This is a genomic window from Burkholderia sp. 22313 (assembly GCF_052045245.1).
Taxonomy (GTDB): domain Bacteria; phylum Pseudomonadota; class Gammaproteobacteria; order Burkholderiales; family Burkholderiaceae; genus Burkholderia.
On the sequence record NZ_JBQEON010000002.1, the window covers coordinates 1 to 20,983 of the forward strand.

Here is a 20,983-nt window from a genome sequence, read left to right on the forward strand (position 1 = left end):
AGTCGGGTAGCAGCGACGCATTGCTGCGCCGCCGCCCCCTAAGAACCGTACGTGCGAGTTTCCCCGCATACGGCTCAAGCCTCTATAAGGCCAGTGATTAAACCAACCCGGCGGCACCACGTACCGACCGGCCTATGTACCTGCTTCATGGCAGCGTGCAGACTAGCTGCGGCCGTTGCCCTTGCGACGTGCCCGGGAGATCCGACTTCGAATCGCAGCGCGCTGCGCAAAGTAGGTGTACCACTCACGATCGTAGGGATTGGCGTCCGATTGGACTTTCGGATGTCGTTCGATGGGTGTACTCGCCGCTGTCCGGAGAGACCGGAGGATAGGGCGTCCGTTATCGTCCACATGATCAGTGGCGACGGCAAATACCCATTGCCTTAGCCCAATCCGATGAAAGTAACGTTGCCGCACCCATTCCGCAGGCTTCTTGGGATGGCGTCGCTTGGCCCATTGCCATATTGCGTACCAGATATGGCTGTCCACGCGGGTGAAGGCTTCCTGTGCAACGACGTGACGGTGGTACATTGCCCAGCCGGTGATCACAGGATTGAGGGCGTCGATCAGCACGTCCTGCGGTGCTGGTCTTAGCCTTCGGATGATGTCTCGAACCTTTTGCAGGAAGGACTGCACGTTCTTCCGCGCCGGCTTGATAAGCAGTTTCTTGCCGTATCGCCGGACGTTCTGGCCAAGGAAATCATAGCCTTCCGTCAGGTGGGTGATCTTCGTCTTCTCCGGGGCGAGTTCCAGTCCTCGAGATGCAAGAAACGTGGTGACTGCCGGGGTGACTGTGTCCTGCAACACTTCCCGACTCACTCCAGTGATGACGAAGTCGTCGGCGTATCGCACGAGATTGACCTTGTGAGCTACGCGATGTGACGGATATTTGAAAACGGACGATAAAACCTTGTCCAGCCCGTTCAGCGCAAAGTTGGCGAGCACAGGGCTGATGATGCCGCCCTGTGGCGTCCCTTCGGTCGTCCTCGCGAATACACCGTCCTTCAAGTAACCGGCCCTCAGCCATTTCGCCAACACGGCCTTGTCCGTCGGCACGTGCTTTAAGAGCCACGCATGGTCGATGTTGTCGAAGCAGCCGCGGATGTCCGCTTCGAGAATCCACTGCGCCGAGACCCGTGCGCCCCGGTCTTTTGGGTTGCCGTGGTATCGGGCGTTCATGAAGCATTGCGCTATCGCGTCATGGGTAGATCGCTCTTTTCGGAATCCATAGGATTGTCCATCAGAGATCGTTTCGGATACGGGGTCGAGGGCGAGCAGGTGAAGGGCCTGCATCGCCCGATCTCGCATCGTGGGGATGCTCAGCGGGCGCAGCTTGCCGGTACTCTTGGGTATATAGATACGCTTCAGCGGCAGCGGTTGATACCCACACCGCGTCAGCGAGCCTATTGCCATGTATTTGGCATCCGGGGTCGACCAAAGCACTTTGTCAACGCCCGGTGTACGTTTGCCTTGGTTTTCCGTCACTCGTTTAACGGCTAACGCTTTGCCGTAGAACGAGGTGGTCAGTAGCCGTTGCAGAGCCTTGACCCTGTTCCAGCGACCGGCCTGTGTCGCCTTCACGATACGCGCTTGCATTCTTTTGACCATGGCGTGGGCCGCGTCCCAGTCGATGCTGTGCCACGACGTACCTTGGTCGGCCAGTGCACACGTTGACAGCCCGTTCATTTGCTTTCTCGCCTTCAAAGATTACGCAAGTTATCTCGTGATGAGAGACCAGTTGGAAGTCTGCCCACTTTCGTGTCGAGCGATGTTTCAGCTCGTATCCCGGCCATTACGGCCTGGCGTTCGCTTTCTCCAACCTCCTTTACCCGCTCCGCCCGCAGCCTCCCTCGCGGTTGGCCTGCCCCTGGGGGCGACGAGATGGGCTTACCCTGTTCCGCTGTCGCAACGGGATGACGACGGTTTCCTCTTTACGCCGGCGACACCGTGGTCTGCGTGCATTCACCACAGACTGAATGCACCCGGTCGCGTAGCTTTTGCCCTCAGCCTGTCAGCATCTTTGGCTGGACTGTAATCACGACGCTTGCGAGAATTCACTTCCGTTAACCGTGCCACCCGAGCCCTTCCGGCTCCCGCGTCGATGCTTGCAGGTGTCGCCTTCGCCTCGCGGCTCGGGCTAGGCCTTGCGGCCCCAGTCGTTGTCCTCGATGCTCCGCACCCCGCCGTTACCAGCGACGCACGATCGAGTAGGCTACTGCTGGCAGAACAGCAGGTCCCGTCCAATTGCTATTGGCGAGACAGTTGTGATAGCGACTTTGCAGGTCGCGCCTGTATGAATATACAGTATAGTATCCGTCGAACTCGAGCGGCACGGGCATGACCCGTGCGGCACGCGCGCCGCGCCTGCGGGCATCCGCCGCAGCGTTCCGGCCCCGTGATTCCGGCTAACTCATTCAGACGGGCAGGCAAATTGTCATCCAGCAATCTGATCCGCATTCGCGGAGCACGTCAGCACAACCTCAAGAACCTCGATCTCGACCTGCGCACCGGCGAAATGACGGTCGTCACCGGCCCGTCGGGCTCCGGCAAGTCGAGCCTCGTGTTCGACACGCTGTACGCGGAAGGCCAGCGACGCTACGTCGAGACGTTCAGCGCATATGCGCGGCAGTTCCTCGACCGGATGGACCGCCCGCAGGTCGAGCGCGTCGACGGCGTGCCGCCCGCGATCGCGATCGACCAGACCAATCCGGTCCGCAGCTCGCGCTCGACGGTCGGCACGATGACCGAGCTCAACGATCACCTGAAGCTGCTGTACGCGCGCGCGGCCGAGCTGTTCGACCGCCAGACCGCGCGGCAGGTGCGGCACGACACACCCGAGACGATCTACGCGGAACTCGTCGCGCGCACGCGCGCCGACGATCCGCGCGTCGTCGTCACGTTCCCGGTCGAGCTGCCGGACAGCGCATCCGAGGACGAAGTCGCGCAGTGGCTGTCCGCGAGTGGCTACACGCGCGTGCAGGCGCAGCGCGAAGTCGCGTCGCCTACCGGCCCGCGCAAGCTGCTCGACGTGGTGGCCGACCGTTTCCGCGTGCAGCAGGCCGACAAGGTGCGCGTGGTCGAGGCGATCGAGGCGTCGCTCAAGCGCGGCGGCGGCCGCGTGAACGTGTACGTGCTGGCGCCCGAAGCGGCAAACGCGGTGGCCGAGCCGTTGATCTGGCGTTTCTCCACGGGGCTCCACGATCCCGACAGCGACCTGCGCTACGCGGAGCCGCAAGCCGCGCTGTTCTCGTTCAACTCGGCCTACGGCGCCTGCGAAACCTGCCGCGGCTTCGGCCGCGTGATCGGCGTCGATCTCGGCCTCGTGATCCCCGACGCGCGCAAGACGCTGCGCGGCGGCGCGATCAAGCCGATGCAGACGCCCGCGTGGAAGGAGTGCCAGGACGACCTGATGCGCTACGCGGCGAAAGCCGGCATCCCGCGCGACACGCCATGGTCCGAGCTGTCGGACGCCGAGCGCGACTGGGTGATCGACGGCTCGCCGGACTGGAACGGCAAGTGGCAGAGCCAGTGGTACGGCGTGAAACGCTTCTTCGGCTATCTCGAATCGAAAGCGTACAAGATGCATATCCGCGTGCTGCTGTCGAAGTACCGCAGCTACACGCCGTGCGACGTCTGCGGCGGCGCGCGCCTGAAGACGGAATCGCTGCAGTGGCGGCTCGGCTCGAAGGCGAACGCCGACGCGGTGCTCGCGCCGGCCGATCGCTTCCTGCCGCGCGGCGTCGACTGGACGCGCGCGCAACTCGAAGCGTTGCCGGGCCTGACGGTGCATGACCTGATGCTGCTGCCGATCGAGCGCATCCGCCGCTTCTTCGACGACGTGAGTTTGCCGAGCGCGCTGCTCGACGATGCGCTGAAGCTGCTGCTCGCCGAGGTGCGCACGCGCGTCAAATATCTGTGCGACGTGGGGCTCGGCTACCTGACGCTCGACCGGCAGAGCCGCACGCTGTCGGGCGGCGAGGTGCAGCGGATCAACCTGACCACGGCGCTCGGCACGTCGCTGACCAAGACGCTGTTCGTGCTCGACGAGCCGAGCATCGGGCTGCATCCGCGCGACCTCACGCGGATCGTCGAGGCGATGCAGCGGCTGCGCGACGCGGGCAACACGCTGGTGGTGGTCGAGCACGATCCGTCGGTGATGCTCGCGGCCGACCGGCTGATCGACATGGGCCCGGGCCCCGGCGAGCGCGGCGGCACGATCGTCTACGACGGCACGCCGCACGACATCCGTTCCGCGCCCACGCTGACGGGCGAGTATCTCGGCGGCCGCAAGCACGTCGCGCACGCGTCGAACTGGGCGCGCCGTCCGGTGGACGAGCGCACGCCGCGCATCGTGCTCGAAGGCGCGACCGAGCACAACCTGCGCGACGTGACCGTCGGGATTCCGCTGCAGCGGCTCGTGTGCGTGACCGGCGTGTCGGGTTCCGGCAAGTCGACGCTGCTGCAGGACGTGCTCTATCCGGCGGTGGCGCGCCATCACGGCAAGGCGACCGAGTCGCCGGGCGCGTTCCGCACCCTGACGGGCGCCGACCAGGTCGGCGACGTCGTGTTCGTCGACCAGTCGCCGATCGGCAAGACCACGCGCTCGAACCCGGCCAGCTATGTCGGTGCGTTCGACGAGATCCGCAAACTGTTCGCGAAGGCGCCGCTCGCGCTGCAACGCGGCTACGGCGCGGGCACCTTCAGCTTCAACTCGGGCGACGGCCGTTGTCCGACCTGCGGCGGCTCGGGCTTCGAGCACATCGAGATGCAGTTCCTGAGCGACGTCTACCTGCGTTGCCCGGACTGCGACGGTAGCCGCTATCGCGCCGAGATCCTCGAAGTGCGCATCGAGCGCGACGGCCGCGCCTTGAGCATCGCCGACGTGCTCGACCTGACGGTCAGCGAGGCGGCCGCGTTCTTCGCGGCCGACGCCGAGGTGCTGCGCGTGCTGCAGCCGATCGTCGACGTCGGCCTCGAATACGTGAAACTCGGCCAGCCGGTGCCGACGCTGTCGGGCGGCGAAGCGCAGCGGCTGAAGCTGGCCGGCTTCCTCGCCGAGTCGGCGGCGGCTGCCGGCGGGCGACGGATCGCCAGCGAAGAGGCGCGCATCGCGCGCACGAAGCTGTTCATGTTCGACGAGCCGACCACCGGGCTGCACTTCGACGACATCGCGAAGCTGATGCAGGCGTTCGGCAAGCTGCTCGCGGCCGGCCATTCGCTGATCGTGATCGAGCACAACCTCGACGTGATCCGCGCGGCCGACTGGCTGATCGATCTCGGCCCGGAGGGCGGCGACGGCGGCGGCCGCGTGCTGTGCGCGGGCACGCCCGACGACGTGAAGGCCTGCACGGAATCGCATACCGGCGTCGCGCTGCTGCAGTACGACCGCGCGATGGACGGCGAAACGGCGCTGGCCGACGAAGGCGTGCCGCTGCAGGCCGTGCTGAGCGCCGCCCGCGAGCGGCGCGCGATCGAGGGCGAGGACGTCGTGCGGATCGTCAACGCCCGCGAGCACAACCTGAAGGCGCTCGACGTCGACATCCCGCACGGCAAGTTCAACGTGATCACCGGCGTGTCGGGTTCCGGCAAGTCGACGCTCGCGTTCGACATCCTGTTCCACGAAGGGCAGCGCCGCTACCTCGAATCGCTGAACGCGTATGCGCGCTCGATCGTGCAGCCGGCCGGGCGGCCGGAAGTGGACGCCGTGTACGGCATTCCGCCGACGGTCGCGATCGAGCAGCGGCTGTCGCGCGGCGGCCGCAAGAGCACGGTCGCGACCACGTCCGAAGTCTGGCACTTCCTGCGGCTGCTGTATGTGAAGCTCGGCCTCCAGCATTGCATCCACGACGGCACGCCCGTCACGTCGCAAACCGTCGAATCGATCGCCGCCCAGTTGCTGCGCGACCATCGCGATGAACACGTCGGCTTTCTCGCGCCGCTCGTCGTCAACCGCAAGGGCGTCTATACCGATCTCGCGAAATGGGCGAAGGCGCGCGGCAGCACGCATCTGCGCGTGGACGGCGAGTTCGTCACGGTCGATCCGTGGCCGAAGCTCGATCGCTTCCGCGAGCACACGATCGAGCTGCCGGTGGCCGACCTCGTCGTGTCGCCGGACAACGAGGCCGAGCTGCGGCGCCGGCTCGACGAGACGCTCGAGATCGGCAAGGGCGTGATGCACCTGCTGGCACCGCTCGACGGGCTGCACCACGCGATGCAGAACGATCATTCGACCGCGCGCGTCGGCGCGGTCAAGGTGCTGTCGGTCAAGCGCGCGTGCCCGGTGTGCGGCACGAGCTACCCGGAACTCGATCCGCGGATGTTCTCGTACAACAGCAAGCACGGCTGGTGCACGACCTGCGTCGGCACCGGCGTCACGCTCACGCGCGAACAGCGCGCCGCGTATGACGACACGGTACTCGCCGGGGACGATCGCGGCCGCGAGCAAACACTGCCGTCGGACGAGCAGGAACCGGAAGGCGTCGGCAACGAGCCGTGCCCGGATTGCCACGGCACGCGGCTGAACCCGTCCGCGCGCGCGGTCACGTTCGACGCGCATCCGATCGTCGAGGTCGCGCAGTGGACGGTGTCCGACACGCGCCGCTGGATCGATGCGCTGGAACTGTCCGGCCGCGACGCGCAGATCGCGCGCGACATCGTCAGCGAGATCGGCAGCCGCCTCGCGTTTCTCGAGGAGGTCGGGCTCGGCTACCTGAGCCTCGATCGCGCGGCGCCGAGCCTGTCGGGCGGCGAGGCGCAACGGATCCGGCTCGCCGCGCAGCTCGGCAGCAACCTGCAGGGCGTGTGCTACGTGCTCGACGAGCCGACGATCGGCCTGCATCCGCGCGACAACCAGATCCTGCTCGACGCGCTGCGCAAGCTCGGCGACAAGGGCAACACGCTCGTCGTCGTCGAGCATGACGAGGACACGATCCGGCGCGCGGATCACATCATCGACGTCGGCCCGGGCGCCGGCAAGCGCGGCGGCACGCTGGTCGCCGAGGGTGCGGTCGCCGATCTGGCCGCGCAGCCGGATTCGGTCACGGGGCGTTTGCTCGCGCAGCCGATGACGCACCCGCTGCAACCGCGCCGCGCGGTGAGCGCGGCGGGCAAGAACGGCGCACCGGCGGTGCCGGACGCGTGGCTGACCGTGCACGACGCGACGCTGCACAACCTGCGCGACGTGACCGTCGGCATTCCGCTCGCGCGGCTCGTCGCGGTGACGGGCGTGAGCGGCTCGGGCAAGTCGACGCTCGCGCGCGACGTGCTGATGACGAACCTGCTCGACGCGGTCGGCCGCTCGGTGCTGTCGTCGCCGGCCACGCGGCGCGCGCGCAAGGCCGCGCAGCAGGACGCGCCGGCCGCCAACCGCCGTTCGAGCGTGCTCGCGCGCAGCGCGCCGCGGCCGTCGCTGAGTGTCACGCATGCGTGGCAGGGTTGTGCGTCGCTGAGCGGCTGGGAGCAGATCGACCGCGTGCTCGAAGTCGACCAGACGCCGATCGGCAAGACGCCGCGCTCGTGCCCGGCCACCTACATCGGCGTGTGGGACACGATCCGCAAGCTGTTCGCCGATACGCTGGAAGCGCGGGCGCGCGGCTACACCGCGTCGCGCTTCTCGTTCAACACCGGCGACGGGCGGTGCCCGGCCTGCGAGGGGCAAGGCGTGCGCACGATCGGGATGAGCTTCCTGCCCGACGTGAAGGTGCCGTGCGACGTGTGCCACGGGCAGCGCTTCAATCCGGAGACGCTCGCGGTCACGTGGCGCGGCCGGAACATCGGCGACGTGCTGACGATGGAGATCGACGAGGCGGTGGAATGCTTCGCGCCGATTTCGAACATCGCGCATCCGCTGCAGCTGATGAAGGACGTCGGCCTCGGCTATCTGACGCTCGGCCAGCCGTCGCCGACCCTCTCCGGCGGCGAGGCGCAGCGGATCAAGCTCGTCACCGAGCTCACGAAGGTGCGCGACGACATCACGCGGCGCGGGCAGAAGGCGCCGCACACGCTGTACGTGCTCGACGAGCCGACGGTCGGCCTGCACATGGCCGACGTCGCGAAGCTGATCCGCGTGCTGCACCGGCTGGTCGACGGCGGCCATAGCGTGGTCGTGATCGAGCACGATCTCGACGTGATCGCGGAAGCCGACTGGATCATCGATCTCGGCCCGGAAGGCGGCGTGGGCGGCGGCACGATCGTCGCGGCGGCGCCGCCGGAAGGGCTCGTGCAGGTGACGGCGAGCCATACCGGGCACGCGCTGAAGCCGGTGCTGGCGCGAACGGCCGACGAGGGCGATGACGCAGTGCGTGACGGAGAAGCGCGGGTCGGTTGAACGCGGTCCTTCCGGTGAGCGGCCTCGGTGTCTGGCGAGACACCGGGGCCGTTTTCATCTCGTCATCATTCCGGCGGCCGAACTCATTCGCCCTTGACGCCGATCGTCTCGATGATGGTCTCCAGCTGCGGGCTCATCGGCAGGTTGAGACTCATGCCCGACGGAAGCGGGCGCAGGAACCAGCGCTTGTACTGGCGGGTGATCTCGCCATCGGCGGCCAGCTCCTGGAACGTGCTTTTTACAACCTGCGCGAGCTGCGGATCGTCCTTGCGGAACATGATCCCGTACGGGTCGTAGGACAGGAAATCGCCCACCACGTCGTACCGGCCGCCCTCGCCCGCATGCTCGGCAATCAGGCCGTACAGCAGCACGTCGTCGGTCGCGAACGCATCGGCGCCGCCGTTCGCGACGAGCGCGAAGCCCTGTGCATGGTCCGGCACCACCTGCAGCTGGATCCCCAGCTTGAACCGCGCGTCCAGGTCGCGCAGCGCCTTCTCGTTGGTCGTGCCGGCCGTCACCGCGACCTTCTTGCCCGCCAGATCGCGGAACGAGTGGATCGGCGAGCCGCGCTTCACCATCACCTTCGTGCCGGCCACGAAGAAAATCGGCGAGAACGCCACGCGCTGCTGGCGCTCCAGGTTGCTCGTCGTGGAGCCGCATTCCAGGTCGACCTTGCCGCTGACCACCGCGTCGATCCGGTTGTCGGACGTGACCGGCACCCAGCGGATCGTCAGGTTCTCGTTGACCGCATCCTCGATCGACGACACGAGCGCCTTGCAGAGCTCGATCGAATAGCCGATCGGCTGGTTGCGCGCGTTCAGGTACGAGAACGGGATCGACGCGTCGCGATAGCCGAGTGCGATCGTGCCGCTGCGGCGCACCTTCGCGAGCGTGCCGGTCAGTTGGGCCGGCGCGAACGGCTCGACGCGCGGCGGCGTGGAGGGCGCATCTTCCGCGCGCGCGGTCGCGCCCGCGCCCGCGGCGAGCAGGCCTGCGAGCGCGAGCGCACGCCAGAATCGCTGCATCTTCATCGCGGGCCTCCGTCAGGCATCCGCCGGATGCGCGATCGTCCCTTCCTGCTCCGCTTCGATGCGCGCGAGGTTCGCTTCGGCTTCCGCTTCCGACATCAGCTGGCCTTCCCACTTCGCGACCACCGCGCTCGCAATCGAGTTGCCCACCGCGTTGGTGGCCGAGCGGCCCATGTCGAGGAAGGTGTCGACGCCGAGAATCAATAGCAGCCCGGCCTCCGGCAGCCCGAACTGGTGGAGCGTGGCGGCGATCACGACGAGCGACGCGCGCGGCACGCCGGCCATGCCCTTCGACGTCAGCATCAGCACCAGCAGCATCGTGATCTGCGTGCCGAGCGACAGGTGGATGTTGTACGCCTGTGCGATGAACAGTGCCGCGAACGTGCAGTACATCATCGAGCCGTCGAGGTTGAACGAATAGCCCATCGGCATCACGAAGCTCGAGATCTTGCGGCGCACGCCGAACCGGTCGAGCGCGTCGAGGATTTTCGGGTAGGCGGCTTCGGAGCTGGCCGTCGCGAACGACAGCATGAACGCTTCCTTGATCAGCACCAGCAACTTGAACACGCGCCGCCCGAGGAACAGCAGCCCGGCGCAGACGAGCAGTGTCCAGAGCAGGAACAGGCTGACGTAGAAGTCGCCCATGAACACCGCGAACTTCAGCAGCACCGACAGCCCGTTGACCGCGACGGTGGCGGCCATCGCGGCCATCACGGCGAGCGGCGCGAGCTTCATCACGTAGCCGGTGATCTTGAGCATCACGTGCGACAGCTGGTCGATCGCGGCGATGAGGATCTTGCCGCGTTCGCCGAGCGCGGCGAGCGCGACGCCGAAGAACATCGAGAACACGACGATCTGCAGGATTTCGTTATTGCTCATCGACTCGGCGAACGACCTCGGCACCATGTGGCCGACGAAATCCTTGAGCGTGAACTTGGAGGTCGCGAGGTTCGCCGATGCGCCGATGTCCGGCAGCGGCAGGCCAAGGTTGTCGCCCGGCCGGAGCAGGTTCGCCATGAACAGCCCGAGCAGCAGCGAGACGAGCGACGCGGTGATGAACCAGCCGATCGATTTCGCGAACACGCGCCCGACCGATGCCGCGTCGCCCATGTGCGCGATGCCGACGACGAGCGTGGAGAACACCAGCGGCCCGATCACCATCTTGATCAGGCGCAGGAACACGTCGGAGACGAGCGAGATGTAACCGGCGATTTCGGTGGTGGCCTTTTTGTCCGGAAAGCTCGTGAAGATCATGTAGCCGATCACGATGCCTGCCACCATCGCGATCAGGATCCAGACGGCTGCTGCATTCTTGGTTCGCATCGTGAGCCTCCCAAGCACCGGTTCCGCAATCGGGCATGGCAGGACGATACAGGACCAGAATGGCGCTGAACAGTGCAACCGGGCCCGGGTTTGCGCTAGCACCGTGTCACGGCCGACCGGACGACAGTGATTGCGCCGGTGGCGCTTCGTGTCTGCCGCCGGCGCAACCCGCGCCTGATTTGTGCGGGGCAGCACAATGCCTGGCCGACGGCCCCGGCTTTGCGGTGCCCGGCGCTGCGCTACGCGCCCATGTCCTGCGCGAATCGACTGACGAGGGTAGGTCAACAGCATCCTGACCGTGATGGAGCTCGTCGCCCTCGGCATGGGCGTCGGCATCCTGCCGACGTTCCCGACCCGCGGCCGCTCCGGTCTCGTGCAACTGACCGAGGTCCTGCACGACTGTCAGATCGGGCTGTGGGTGCTGACCCACCGGGAGTCGCGACATCTGCTGCGGGTCTCGACCGTATTCGAATATCTGTCCATGACGCTGAAGATCCGACCATGTGATTCGGTGTGCAGCGATGCGGGTGCATCGCGCCATGGGCCTGCCGGGCCGTTTCAATGGCGGGATGCGCACTCGGTCATGCGCGCCGGGACACCTGAGGCGCGATAGGTTCGGGCTATGACCGGCAGCGTAAATCGATAGGGGTCCCCGGAAAGGTGTGCTGTTGACAGGCCTTCCACGGGTTAGGATCACCGGCATGATCCTGGTCGACGCAAATCAATTGCATCAGAGCGTCATCTCGGCCGCCGCCACGACGGATCGGACAAGTGTTCCGCAAAGTAATCGGACAGCGCGGTCACCTTGGCGGGACGTGCGCGCGCCGACGGCGTGACGAAGTAGAGTCCGCCTTTCGTCAACGACCAGTCGGTAAGGATCGCTTCGAGTCGGCCATCGGCCAGATATTCTCCGGCGATGAACTCGGGCAGCTCGGCAATCGCGAGGCCATCGAGCAGCGTGGGCAGCAGTGCATCGGCATTCGTCACGCGCAACGGTCCGGACGGCATGATCGGCTCCTCGTCACCCGCCGCGTTCGTGAAGCGCCAGACATCGCCACGTGCGCGATACGCGTAGGACAGGCACGGTCGGTCCACCAGCTCGCGCGGATGAGTGGGCCGTCCTTCGCGCGCCAGATACGCCGGCGATGCCACCACGAATTGTGTGACCGCGCACAACCGTCGCGCGACCAGCGAGGAGTCCGGCAGTGCGGCGATGCGCAGCGCGGCGTCAAAACCGTCGGCGACCAGATCGACCGACGCATCGGAAAGATGCAAGTCGATCGACACCTCGGGGTACGCGCGAAAAAAGTCCGGCAGCAGTGGGGCGACCCAGCGCAGCCCGAATGACATCGGCACGGCGAGGCGTACCAGGCCACGCGGCCGCAATGACATCTCGCGCGCGGTGCTTTCCGCCTGCTCGGCCCGGCGATAGATCTCGCCGGCTTGCTCGCAAATCGTCCGGCCGAACTCGGTCAACGAGAGCTGTCGCGACGTGCGATTGAAGAGCCGCGCACTCAACCGGTCTTCCAGACGGGCGACCCCACGAGAAACTGTCGCGACGGACACCCCCATCGTCCGTGCCGCGGCGGCGAACGACCCTTCCTCGGCGACCTTCGCGAACATCGCGAGTCCTTCGAAATCAGGCAGCTTTGTCATGACCCCTCGTCTTTTCATTTTTGCAACGTTGGATTGCAATCAATTCTATTTCGAAAGGATTGGGGCGTCGATATTCTCCTCTCATCGCAGCACGCAACACCGAACGCCGTCACCCACTTATCGAACGAAAGGAGAAGCACCATGGCACGCAAACTCGACAACAAGATCGCACTCGTTACCGGCGCAACCAGCGGCATTGGCCTTGCCACTGCCCAACGCTTCGCCGCGGAAGGTGCGCATGTCTACCTCACCGGCCGCCGTCAGGCCGAGCTCGATACCGCCGTGAAGAGCATTCGGGAAGCTGGCGGCAGCGCGACCGGCGTACGCGTCGACTCGACGAAGCTCGGAGAACTCGACGCGTTGTATGTGCAGATCAAGGAAGAACAGGGCCGGCTCGACGTGCTGTTCGCGAACGCCGGTGGCGGCTCGATGCTGGCGCTTGGCAGTATCACCGAAGCACACTACGACGACACCTTCGATCGCAATGTGAAGGGCGTGCTGTTCACGGTGCAAAAAGCGCTGCCGCTGCTCGCCGAAGGTGCATCGGTGATCCTCACCGGCTCGACGGCCGGCAGCGCGGGCACTGCCTCCTTCAGCGTGTATTCGGCTTCAAAAGCCGCAGTGCGCGCCTTCGCACGCAGCTGGATTCTCGACTTGAAGGACCGCCGCATTCGCGTCAATACGATCAGCCCCGGGGCGACCCGCACGCCCGGCCTGCTCGACCTCGCCGGTGACGATGCCGCGCAGCGCCAGGGCCTGGCCGATTATCTGGCTACCCAGATCCCGATGGGGCGCCTCGGTGAGCCCGGCGAGATCGCGAGTGCCGCGCTGTTCCTCGCCTCGGACGACGCGAGCTTCGTGAACGGCGTCGAGTTGTTCGTCGATGGTGGGCAGCAGCAAATTTAAGCATGGCCTCGGGCGCGTGGATGCGATCCTGACGATCGTACGTGACCGGGTGCCCGAGTTGGGTCGACTGCCGCCGGCCACAGCGGCAGTCCAACTGCCGTTGCCCCTACCTCCCGCCTCCCGCCCCCTCAATCGAAATACGGCGCCAACACCCCTTCGATCCACTCCATGAACGTCCGCACCCGCGGCGACAGATTGCGCCGATGGGCCACGACGAGCGACGCCGCGAGGGGTTCCGGACGCAAGTCAGGCAGTACCTCCACCAGCGCGCCGCTTTCGATGTACTTCGCGACCCCGGAATATCCGGCCTGGATCAACCCGATGCCGGCAATCCCGGCCGCGTGATAGGTCTGCACGTTGTTCACCTGCATCGCGCTTGGCAACGGCAGCGTCGCATAGCCGTCGCCGTTCGGATATTCCCATCCCGCGTGCCGGGCGCCGAGCGTCAGCGTGTAGTGGACCATCCGGTGCCCCTGGGCAAGCAGATCGTCGAGCGTATGCGGCACGCCGTACCGCGCCAGATAACCGGGGCTCGCCGCATTGATCATGCGCAGCCGGCCCAACGGTCGGGCGATCAGCGTTTCGTCCACGATCGGACCCATGCGGATCACGCAATCGAACCCCTCCTGCACGAGATCGACACGCCGATCGGTGCTGGAGATTTCCAGTTCCAGCTCCGGATGCGCGCCCATCAGCAGTGGCAGGGCGGGAACCACGACGCTGCGTGCCAACTCCGTGGGCATGTCGACGCGCAAGCGTCCCCGCAGGCGCGTGCCATTGCCGGAGAACATCGATTGCAATGCCTGGACCTCGGCCAGCAGATCCCGTGCGCGCGAATAGAACGCGCGGCCGTCTTCGGTCAGCTGCACGCTGCGCGTCGTCCGATGCAGCAGCGCAACACCGACGTCGCGCTCGAGCCTGCGGATCACCATCGACACACGTCCTTTCTGGATGCCGAGGCTGTCAGCCGCCCGCGTGAAGCTCGTCATTTCCGCGACGCGGGCAAAGATCAAAAGCGCATCAAGATTTTGCATTGTTCTCTCGTGGAGTAACAGAACGTTCAATCGACCGTCATTTATAACGCAATTGCGACTCGGTAAAGTGCCCTCCGATGTCGTCCATCGACGACAACCTGAACGAAAGGAAGTCACCATGACGCAACACACCTCGCCGGTTAAGACGGTCGTCGTCTACCACTCCGGCTATGGGCATACCGAACGCATGGCCACGGCGGTTGCCGACGGGGCCGGCGCCGTCCTCGTCGCTATCGACGCCGACGGCAACATTGCCGACGATGCGTGGGACGCGCTGGCCGGTGCCGATGCGATCGTGTTCGGCTCGCCGACCTACATGGGCGGCCCGAGCTGGCAGTTCAAGAAGTTCGCCGATGCCTCGTCGAAAGCCTGGTTCGACGGCGCGTGGCGCAACAAGCTCTTCGGCGGCTTTACCAACAGCGCAAGCATCAACGGCGACAAGCTCAATACGCTCGAATACTTCGTTCTGCTCAGCGGGCAGCATGGCGGTATCTGGGTGAGCATGGACATCAAGCCGGCGAACGTGAAGGCGTCGATGCGTGATGACCTGAATCGCATGGGCTCCTATATCGCGCCGATGGCGCAGACGCCGGCCGACGCATCGCCTGACGAGATGTCGCCGGGCGACCTCGAGACCGCACGCCGCTATGGCGCACGCGTTGCAGCGATCGCCGGGCAGTTTCGGGCAGGACAGGCGCGAAGCAACTGACATGCTGGCCTGCGTGGCGCCCGAAGCCGGACGTCGCCGCTTTCTTTCCAGCCGACCTTGAGGCAAACGACCATGCAATACAAGCAACTGGGCCGCACCGGCCTGTATGTCTCCGAGCTGTGCCTCGGCACGATGACACTGGGCGGTCATGCCGATGCCGGCATGTGGGCGGCGATCGGTGCAGTGGAGCAGGACGGCGCGACCCGACTGATTGCCCGCGCACTGGCCGCGGGCATCAACTTCATCGATACCGCCGACGTTTACTCCTTTGGCCAGTCCGAACGCCTCGTCGGGCAAGCGTCACGAGCGTCATCGTCGGCGCCAAACGGGTCGAACAGCTCGAAGACAATCTCGGCGCGGTCGATGTCGGTCTTACCGACGACGAACTTGCACGTCTGGACGCCGTGAGCGCGTTGCCGCCCGGCTATCCCGGCTGGATGATCGATCGTCAGGCGGCGGGCCGGGTGCCGGAGCCGTTCACGCCTGTCGCGTAGAAGCCGAACCGCGACGTCACGTCGATCCCTTCGAGCAGGGCGGTTGTACCCTCGAAGTGATCGCAGGCCTGACGCTGAATCCCACGCCGCACCGCACTAAAGCGCACTAAAGCGACGCACCGCCGCACATGACGATTTGCTGCCCGGTGATCGCACTCGCCTGCGCGCTCAGCAGAAAACCGGTCAGCGCGGCGACTTCCTCGGGCGTGATGAACCGCCCGATCGGCGGAAGCTTCGGAGGCGTTGCCGCGCGTGCCGGATCGCGCAGAAACGGGGTATCCGTCGCGCCAGGCGCGACGACATTGACGGTAATGCCGCGGGGCGCGAGTTCCGCCGCCCAGGACCGCGCCAGGCCCACCAGCGCGGATTTGGTCGCCGCATACTGGCTGCGCGTGGCCGCGCCGTTGGCGGTGCGGCTGCCCAGCAGCACGATGCGTCCGCCGGCGGACATCCGGGGAACCAGACGATCGGCGAGAAAGGTGGCGGACTCGACGTGCAGGCGCCACATTGCCGCGCCATCCTCGTGTGAAAGCTGGCCGAGCGGCGCGGTACGCATGAAGCCGGCCGCATGCACGAGGGCGTCCACCGCACCCAGTTCGTCGCACACGGGCCCGAGTGCCGCGAAGTCGGTGACGTCGACCGGCACGATTTTCAGCGATTCGCGGCTCGCTTCAACGTGCGATCGGCAGAGTCCCGTCACGCGCCAGTTGTCGGCGAGCAGCCGATCGACGATGGCTCGTCCGATACCTGACGACGCGCCCGTGACGACGGCATGGCGCGAACCCGAGCCCGAACCCGACTGCTCCGATTGACCCACGATCTCTCCTGCTACGCTTGAACCTGCGATGAACGACCGGATGCCGTTTCAGCGTGCGTGCCGACGGCATGAACCGTGACCCGTGCCTGCGCATGGAACGGCTCGAGTTGCTCGTGCCGCGCCCCGTCATCCGTCACGAGCGTCCAGTCACGCTCGAGCGGTGTCCAGTGCTGCTGGCTCGCGCGACCGAGCTTGTCCGCGGTCACGAGCACGAAGACTTCGGCAGCCTGTCGCATCACGCACTCCTTCAGATACGATTGCTCGCTGCTCGCTTCGCACAAGCCCAGTTCGGCGACCACGCCATCGGCGCCGAGGAACGCCTTGTCGACGCTCAGCCGGCTCAGCGCGATCTGCGCGAGCGGCCCGAGCGTGCTCATGCTGGACGATCGGACGTCGCCGCCGATCACCGTCACCTGAACGCCCGACGAGGCGAGCGGGCTCACGACCAGCAGGTTGTTGGTGACCACGTGAACGGCGGTCCGGCCGGCCAGCAAACGCGCCAGCGCCGCCGTCGTCGTGCCGCCGTCGAGGAACACGGTATCGCCGTCCTCGACGAACAGGCTCGCCGCGTGCGCGATCGCTTCCTTCTGCTCCTGCGAGCTGACGCGCCGCTCCTCGAGCGACGGCTCCGGCTCGTGGCCGCCGACCGCCGCGGCACCGCCGTACGTGCGAAGAATGCGACGGTCGCTCGCCAGCGCACGCAGGTCCCGGCGAACCGTCGCTTCCGACATCCCGAAGTGCTCGCACAACGTCGCAACGTCCGTCATGCCCCCGAGCACGGCCTGCAGCATCGCCTCCCGGCGCCTGGTCACTTTCATGTGCGTGATTTCCTGGTCTGATCGAATGGGCGCGCACGTCTGCGCATCCCGACCGACAAGTTTATCGAATTGCCGCAGCGACCGGCCCGTTGCCCCGGCGGGCATCATCGACCGCGAACCCACGACTCGTCGACGCGCACGTACTTGATTTTCTGGCGGAACCAGGTGAACGCGACGTGCAGCGCGCCATCCTGCGACTGTACGATCGACGGATACGAATATTCCCGGTTGCGCTGGTCCGCGGAATTGTTCGTCATGCAGTAGCCGTCGCCGATTTCGAGGTTGCGGCGGCGTCGCCATGTGTTGCCGCCGTCCTCGGAGATGGCGAGCGACATCGGCGCGCGCGGCGCGCCCCAGAAGGCGGTGCCACGCGCGGACGCCTTCTGGTCGCGCAGTTCGCCGCTATCCTCCGAGTCTTCGATGTCGTCGTACAGGGATGCGCGACGCGCGTTGCCGTGCGACGCATCGCTGTCGTTGAACACGAGGGCGAGATGACCGTTCCGCAACACCGTGAACTGAACCGACGAGTTGTTGTTCGGCACCTCGGTCGGCACGGGCGCGCTCCACGTGCGGCCATCCGTCGAGCGGCTCGCGTAGACGAAGTCGGCCCAGCGGCTGCGGAAGAGCGCCAGCAGCGATCCGTCGTGCAGCACGTGAACGTTCATGTGCACGCACCCGACGCTGTCCGGCACCTCATGTCGCACCCACGTCGCGCCCTGGTCGTCGGAGACCATGACCGCGCTGACGTCGTCGTTGCCGACCCAGCGCTCGCCGGGTTCGGTGCGGCACAGGAATACCGGGCAAATCCACGTGCCGCTGTCGAGCGCGACGATCGGCTGGCGGACGAACGTTCCGGGGTGGTCGAACAGGGTTTCGACCGGGCCCCACGTGATGCCGCCGTCCATCGAGATGCGGCGGCGCACGATCGCGGTGTTCTGATGGCCCGACAATTGCGCGGTGTAGATCAGCCAAAGGCGGCCGTCGGGCGCGGTGAACAGCACCGGGTTCTGTTCGGAGCGGGTCGGGTCGTCCGACAGCTTGCGCGGCGACGACCACTCGCTCGTCCCGGCCGCCAGGCGCGACAGGTAGATGGAGACGTCGGGAATGCCTTCCTGGGTACCGCCGAACCAGACGCACAGCAGGTCGCCGTTCGCGAGGCAGTGCAGGTTGGCCGCATGGTTCTGCACGCAGGGGGTAGGCAGAAACGCCTCTTGCCGTTCCGCGTCGGCATACGCCGTGCGAACGCAGTGATCCGACGCGGCGCTCGCCGCTTCAACGAAGTTCGTGCTCATGAAATGTCTCTGGGGTTGCGCGGTCAGTGCGATTCGCGATGCGTGAGCCGCTTGTCGCGAAGGTTCGAGTCCTCGCCATGGAACAACAGCTTGCCGACGACCAGCACGATGGCGGGCGTCACGAGTGCGACGTACATGTTGTCGATGCCGAACGGGTTGCCGAGCAGGTACCAGAGTGTCGTGGCGATCGTCGCGACGATGAGGGCCGATACGGCGCCGCGCTTGCCGCTGAAGAACGGCAGGTAGATGCCGATCAGCGCGACGACCGACACGGACAGGCGAAGCGCACGGCTGAAGAATGACAGCGCGAGGATTTGCGGGACGAACAGCACGAAGATCAGCGGCAGGAAGCCGACGACCAGCGAGATCCAGCGCGTCATTCGCAGTTCGACGTCGGGCGTCGGACGGAAGCGAGGAACATAGAAGTCCTTCACGATCAACGACGCGATGGCCAGTGCGACGGTGCAGACGCTGACGAAGATGGATGCGACGAGCGACGTCGTGACGATGCCGGCCAGAATCGGGTTCATGTGCTGCAGGAACACCGGCAGCGCATACAGGCTCTTGATGTTCGGATACAGGTACTTGGCCGTCACGCCGATGAAGCCGAGTGCGACCGCGATCGGCACGCACAGGACCGCGGCGATCAGCGAGGACGCGCGTGCCCCCTCGGGGCTGCGGGTGGCCGAGATGGCCTGGATGATGAACTGTGTCGAGAAGATCGCGCCGGCCGTGCCGATGATCCATGCGCCGATCGTGCCGCCCGACAATGCGCCGCTCCACGTGAAGTAGTGCGCAGGCATGCTCTGCGCCATCGGCTTGATGCCGCCCGACAGCTTCCACGCGACGCCCACCAGGATGGCGATGCCGAGCAGCTTCACGGCGCTGTGGACGACGGTCAGGTACGCGACGCTCTTGAGGCCGCCCCAGACGAAGTAGATCGTGCTGACGATGGCGGTGATGGCGGCGGCCGTGGGCAAGTTGATACGCATGACCGTGGAGATCGCCGCCGCGCCGCTCACGTAATTGCCGACGTTCACCACGAACAGCGCGTAGATCATGATCGCGGAGACGGCGAGCTTCGCACCGTGGCCGTATCGTTGGGCGATGAACCCGGAGATCGTGAACTCGCCGGACGCATACAGGCGCTTGGCCATGAACAGGCCGAAGAACAGAAAGCCGATCGCCGCGGCGAGCACGGACCACGACGCGGCGATGCCGGCCGAGAACGCCTCCTGCGACGTCCCGACCGTCGATTTGGCGCCGATGAATTCGGACATCAGCAGGATGGCAACCACCAGTGCCGGCATCGAACGCCCGGCCACCATGAACTGCTCGGAATTGCGGCTGCGCAGGCGAATGCTGATCAGGCTCGTTATCACGATGTAGACGACAACCATGCCGATGATGGTGGCTGTGTCCCAATAACTGAAGGTGGCCATTGCTTGTCTCCACGTTACCTTCGGTTGATGTGCGTTCGGTGCGTCGAGCGATCCGGCATGTGCCTGCCGGTCGCGCCCGACGGTGCTGCGTGTCGTTGCATACGGGCCGCTTACGCGGCGCTTGCGACGGGCGACGTCTCGTTGCGTCGCGTGGCGAGGTCCACGGCCTGGCGGAACGCTTCCAGCAGGCTGCGTTCGTCGGCGATGCCTCGGCCGGCGATGTCGAACGCCGTGCCATGGTCGACCGACGTCCGGATCACGGGCAGGCCGACCGTCACGTTCACGCCGGCTTCGAGGCCCATCACCTTCACCGGCCCGTGCCCCTGGTCGTGATACATCGCGACGACCACGTCGAAATCGCCGCGGCCCGCACGGAAGAACAGCGTATCGGCCGGCAGCGGGCCTTCGACGTCCCAGCCGCGCGCCTGCAGCACGTTGACCGCCGGCACGATCTTCTCCTCCTCTTCACCGTAGCCGAACAGCCCGTTCTCGCCGGCATGCGGATTGATGCCGCACACGCCGATGCGCGGATTCGCGATGCCCGCGCGAACCAGCGTGTCGTGCGCGCGTTCGATCGTGCGTTGCACGAGGCCCGGCTCGATCTTGCGAATCGCGTCGAGCAGGCCGATGTGCGTCGTCACGTGGATCACGCGAAGATTGGGCGCGACCAGCATCATCGATACTTCGTCGATGCCGGTCAGGTGCGCGAGCATTTCCGTGTGTCCGGGGAAAATATGGCCGCCGGCATGCAGCGCTTCCTTGTTGAGCGGGGCGGTGCAGATCGCGTCGAGTTCGCCGTTCGAAGTCAGTTCGACGGTGCGGGCGATGTATTGATAGGCGGCGTCTCCGGCGATCGCCGACAGCTTTCCATAAGGCAGATCGGCCGGAATGAGTGCCAGGTCGATGCAATCGACGACGCCCAGGCGGAACGCGCCGTCGGCCGGCCGGCTGACCGTCCGAACCTCGAGATCGACGCCTGCCCGGCGACCGGCGTCCCGCAAGCGCGCGGCGTCGCCGATGACCACGGGGCGGCATTGCTCGTACACGGAAGCATGGGCCAGGCTCTTCATGATGATTTCCGGTCCGACGCCAGCCGCGTCGCCCATGGTGATGCCGATGATGGGACGGTTGTCCATGG

At 66.0% G+C, this 20,983-nt stretch carries 15 protein-coding genes and 1 pseudogene; 6 read left to right on the forward strand and 10 right to left on the reverse strand.

The window, feature by feature from the left end; translation table 11 throughout:
• Nucleotides 1-162: 162 nt before the first annotated feature.
• The gene (ltrA, locus tag ACTJKF_RS01745; protein ID WP_440621833.1) at nucleotides 163-1,686 is read right to left on the reverse strand and encodes a group II intron reverse transcriptase/maturase; all 1,524 of its coding nucleotides are present in this window, start codon (nucleotides 1,684-1,686) and stop codon (nucleotides 163-165) included.
• 745 nt (nucleotides 1,687-2,431) lie between these two features.
• Between ltrA and uvrA the strand changes: the two genes are divergently transcribed.
• Nucleotides 2,432-8,326 carry an excinuclease ABC subunit UvrA gene (uvrA, locus tag ACTJKF_RS01750; RefSeq protein WP_440621834.1) on the forward strand — a complete coding sequence of 1,965 codons (5,895 nt, stop codon included), beginning with the start codon at nucleotides 2,432-2,434 and terminating at the stop codon, nucleotides 8,324-8,326.
• Nucleotides 8,327-8,409: 83 nt separating this feature from the next.
• Here uvrA and ACTJKF_RS01755 read toward each other — a convergent pair whose 3' ends face one another.
• A complete protein-coding gene (locus tag ACTJKF_RS01755) occupies nucleotides 8,410-9,357 on the reverse strand; it encodes an amino acid ABC transporter substrate-binding protein (protein ID WP_440621835.1) in 948 nt (315 codons plus the stop codon).
• Nucleotides 9,358-9,369: 12 nt separating this feature from the next.
• Nucleotides 9,370-10,677, reverse strand: a complete 1,308-nt coding sequence (locus ACTJKF_RS01760) for a dicarboxylate/amino acid:cation symporter (protein ID WP_440621836.1) — start codon at nucleotides 10,675-10,677, stop codon at nucleotides 9,370-9,372.
• 298 nt (nucleotides 10,678-10,975) lie between these two features.
• Between ACTJKF_RS01760 and ACTJKF_RS01765 the strand changes: the two genes are divergently transcribed.
• Entirely contained in the window at nucleotides 10,976-11,290 is a 315-nt protein-coding gene (locus ACTJKF_RS01765; RefSeq protein ID WP_440621837.1) for a hypothetical protein, read from the forward strand.
• A gap of 125 nt (nucleotides 11,291-11,415) precedes the next feature.
• Here ACTJKF_RS01765 and ACTJKF_RS01770 read toward each other — a convergent pair whose 3' ends face one another.
• Nucleotides 11,416-12,333, reverse strand: a complete 918-nt coding sequence (locus tag ACTJKF_RS01770; protein ID WP_440621838.1) for a LysR family transcriptional regulator — start codon at nucleotides 12,331-12,333, stop codon at nucleotides 11,416-11,418.
• 141 nt (nucleotides 12,334-12,474) lie between these two features.
• Between ACTJKF_RS01770 and ACTJKF_RS01775 the strand changes: the two genes are divergently transcribed.
• Nucleotides 12,475-13,239 carry an SDR family NAD(P)-dependent oxidoreductase gene (locus tag ACTJKF_RS01775; RefSeq protein ID WP_440621839.1) on the forward strand — a complete coding sequence of 255 codons (765 nt, stop codon included), beginning with the start codon at nucleotides 12,475-12,477 and terminating at the stop codon, nucleotides 13,237-13,239.
• Between the two features lie 128 nt (nucleotides 13,240-13,367).
• Here ACTJKF_RS01775 and ACTJKF_RS01780 read toward each other — a convergent pair whose 3' ends face one another.
• Complete coding sequence (locus ACTJKF_RS01780; protein WP_440621841.1) at nucleotides 13,368-14,273, reverse strand: LysR family transcriptional regulator; 906 nt, start codon at nucleotides 14,271-14,273, stop codon at nucleotides 13,368-13,370.
• Between the two features lie 118 nt (nucleotides 14,274-14,391).
• Here ACTJKF_RS01780 and ACTJKF_RS01785 point away from each other — a divergent pair, with 118 nt between their 5' ends.
• The 3 genes and pseudogenes from ACTJKF_RS01785 (at nucleotide 14,392) to ACTJKF_RS01795 (ending at nucleotide 15,476) form a co-directional block, all read left to right on the forward strand.
• On the forward strand, nucleotides 14,392-14,982 hold the full coding sequence (locus ACTJKF_RS01785) for a flavodoxin family protein (RefSeq protein ID WP_440622128.1): 591 nt from the start codon (nucleotides 14,392-14,394) through the stop codon (nucleotides 14,980-14,982).
• A gap of 72 nt (nucleotides 14,983-15,054) precedes the next feature.
• Nucleotides 15,055-15,183, forward strand: a pseudogene (locus ACTJKF_RS01790) (aldo/keto reductase); the annotation flags it as partial.
• A complete protein-coding gene (locus ACTJKF_RS01795) occupies nucleotides 15,147-15,476 on the forward strand; it encodes an aldo/keto reductase (protein WP_440622129.1) in 330 nt (109 codons plus the stop codon). The pseudogene ACTJKF_RS01790 and the gene ACTJKF_RS01795, both read left to right, overlap by 37 nt.
• A 106-nt stretch (nucleotides 15,477-15,582) precedes the next feature.
• Here the strand turns inward: ACTJKF_RS01795 and ACTJKF_RS01800 are convergent, their stop codons facing one another.
• From ACTJKF_RS01800 to pdxA, 5 genes are all read right to left on the reverse strand, one after another.
• Nucleotides 15,583-16,293 carry an SDR family NAD(P)-dependent oxidoreductase gene (locus tag ACTJKF_RS01800; RefSeq protein WP_440621842.1) on the reverse strand — a complete coding sequence of 237 codons (711 nt, stop codon included), beginning with the start codon at nucleotides 16,291-16,293 and terminating at the stop codon, nucleotides 15,583-15,585.
• A gap of 11 nt (nucleotides 16,294-16,304) precedes the next feature.
• Nucleotides 16,305-17,111, reverse strand: a complete 807-nt coding sequence (locus ACTJKF_RS01805) for a DeoR/GlpR family DNA-binding transcription regulator (protein ID WP_440621843.1) — start codon at nucleotides 17,109-17,111, stop codon at nucleotides 16,305-16,307.
• 104 nt (nucleotides 17,112-17,215) lie between these two features.
• Nucleotides 17,216-18,403 carry a sialidase family protein gene (locus tag ACTJKF_RS01810; protein WP_440621844.1) on the reverse strand — a complete coding sequence of 396 codons (1,188 nt, stop codon included), beginning with the start codon at nucleotides 18,401-18,403 and terminating at the stop codon, nucleotides 17,216-17,218.
• Between the two features lie 23 nt (nucleotides 18,404-18,426).
• Entirely contained in the window at nucleotides 18,427-19,845 is a 1,419-nt protein-coding gene (locus tag ACTJKF_RS01815) for a sodium:solute symporter family protein (protein WP_440621845.1), read from the reverse strand.
• A 110-nt stretch (nucleotides 19,846-19,955) separates the two neighbouring features.
• Nucleotides 19,956-20,981 (reverse strand): 4-hydroxythreonine-4-phosphate dehydrogenase PdxA, encoded by a 1,026-nt coding sequence (gene pdxA, locus ACTJKF_RS01820; protein WP_440621846.1) that lies wholly within the window; start codon nucleotides 20,979-20,981, stop codon nucleotides 19,956-19,958.
• Nucleotides 20,982-20,983: the final 2 nt, after the last annotated feature.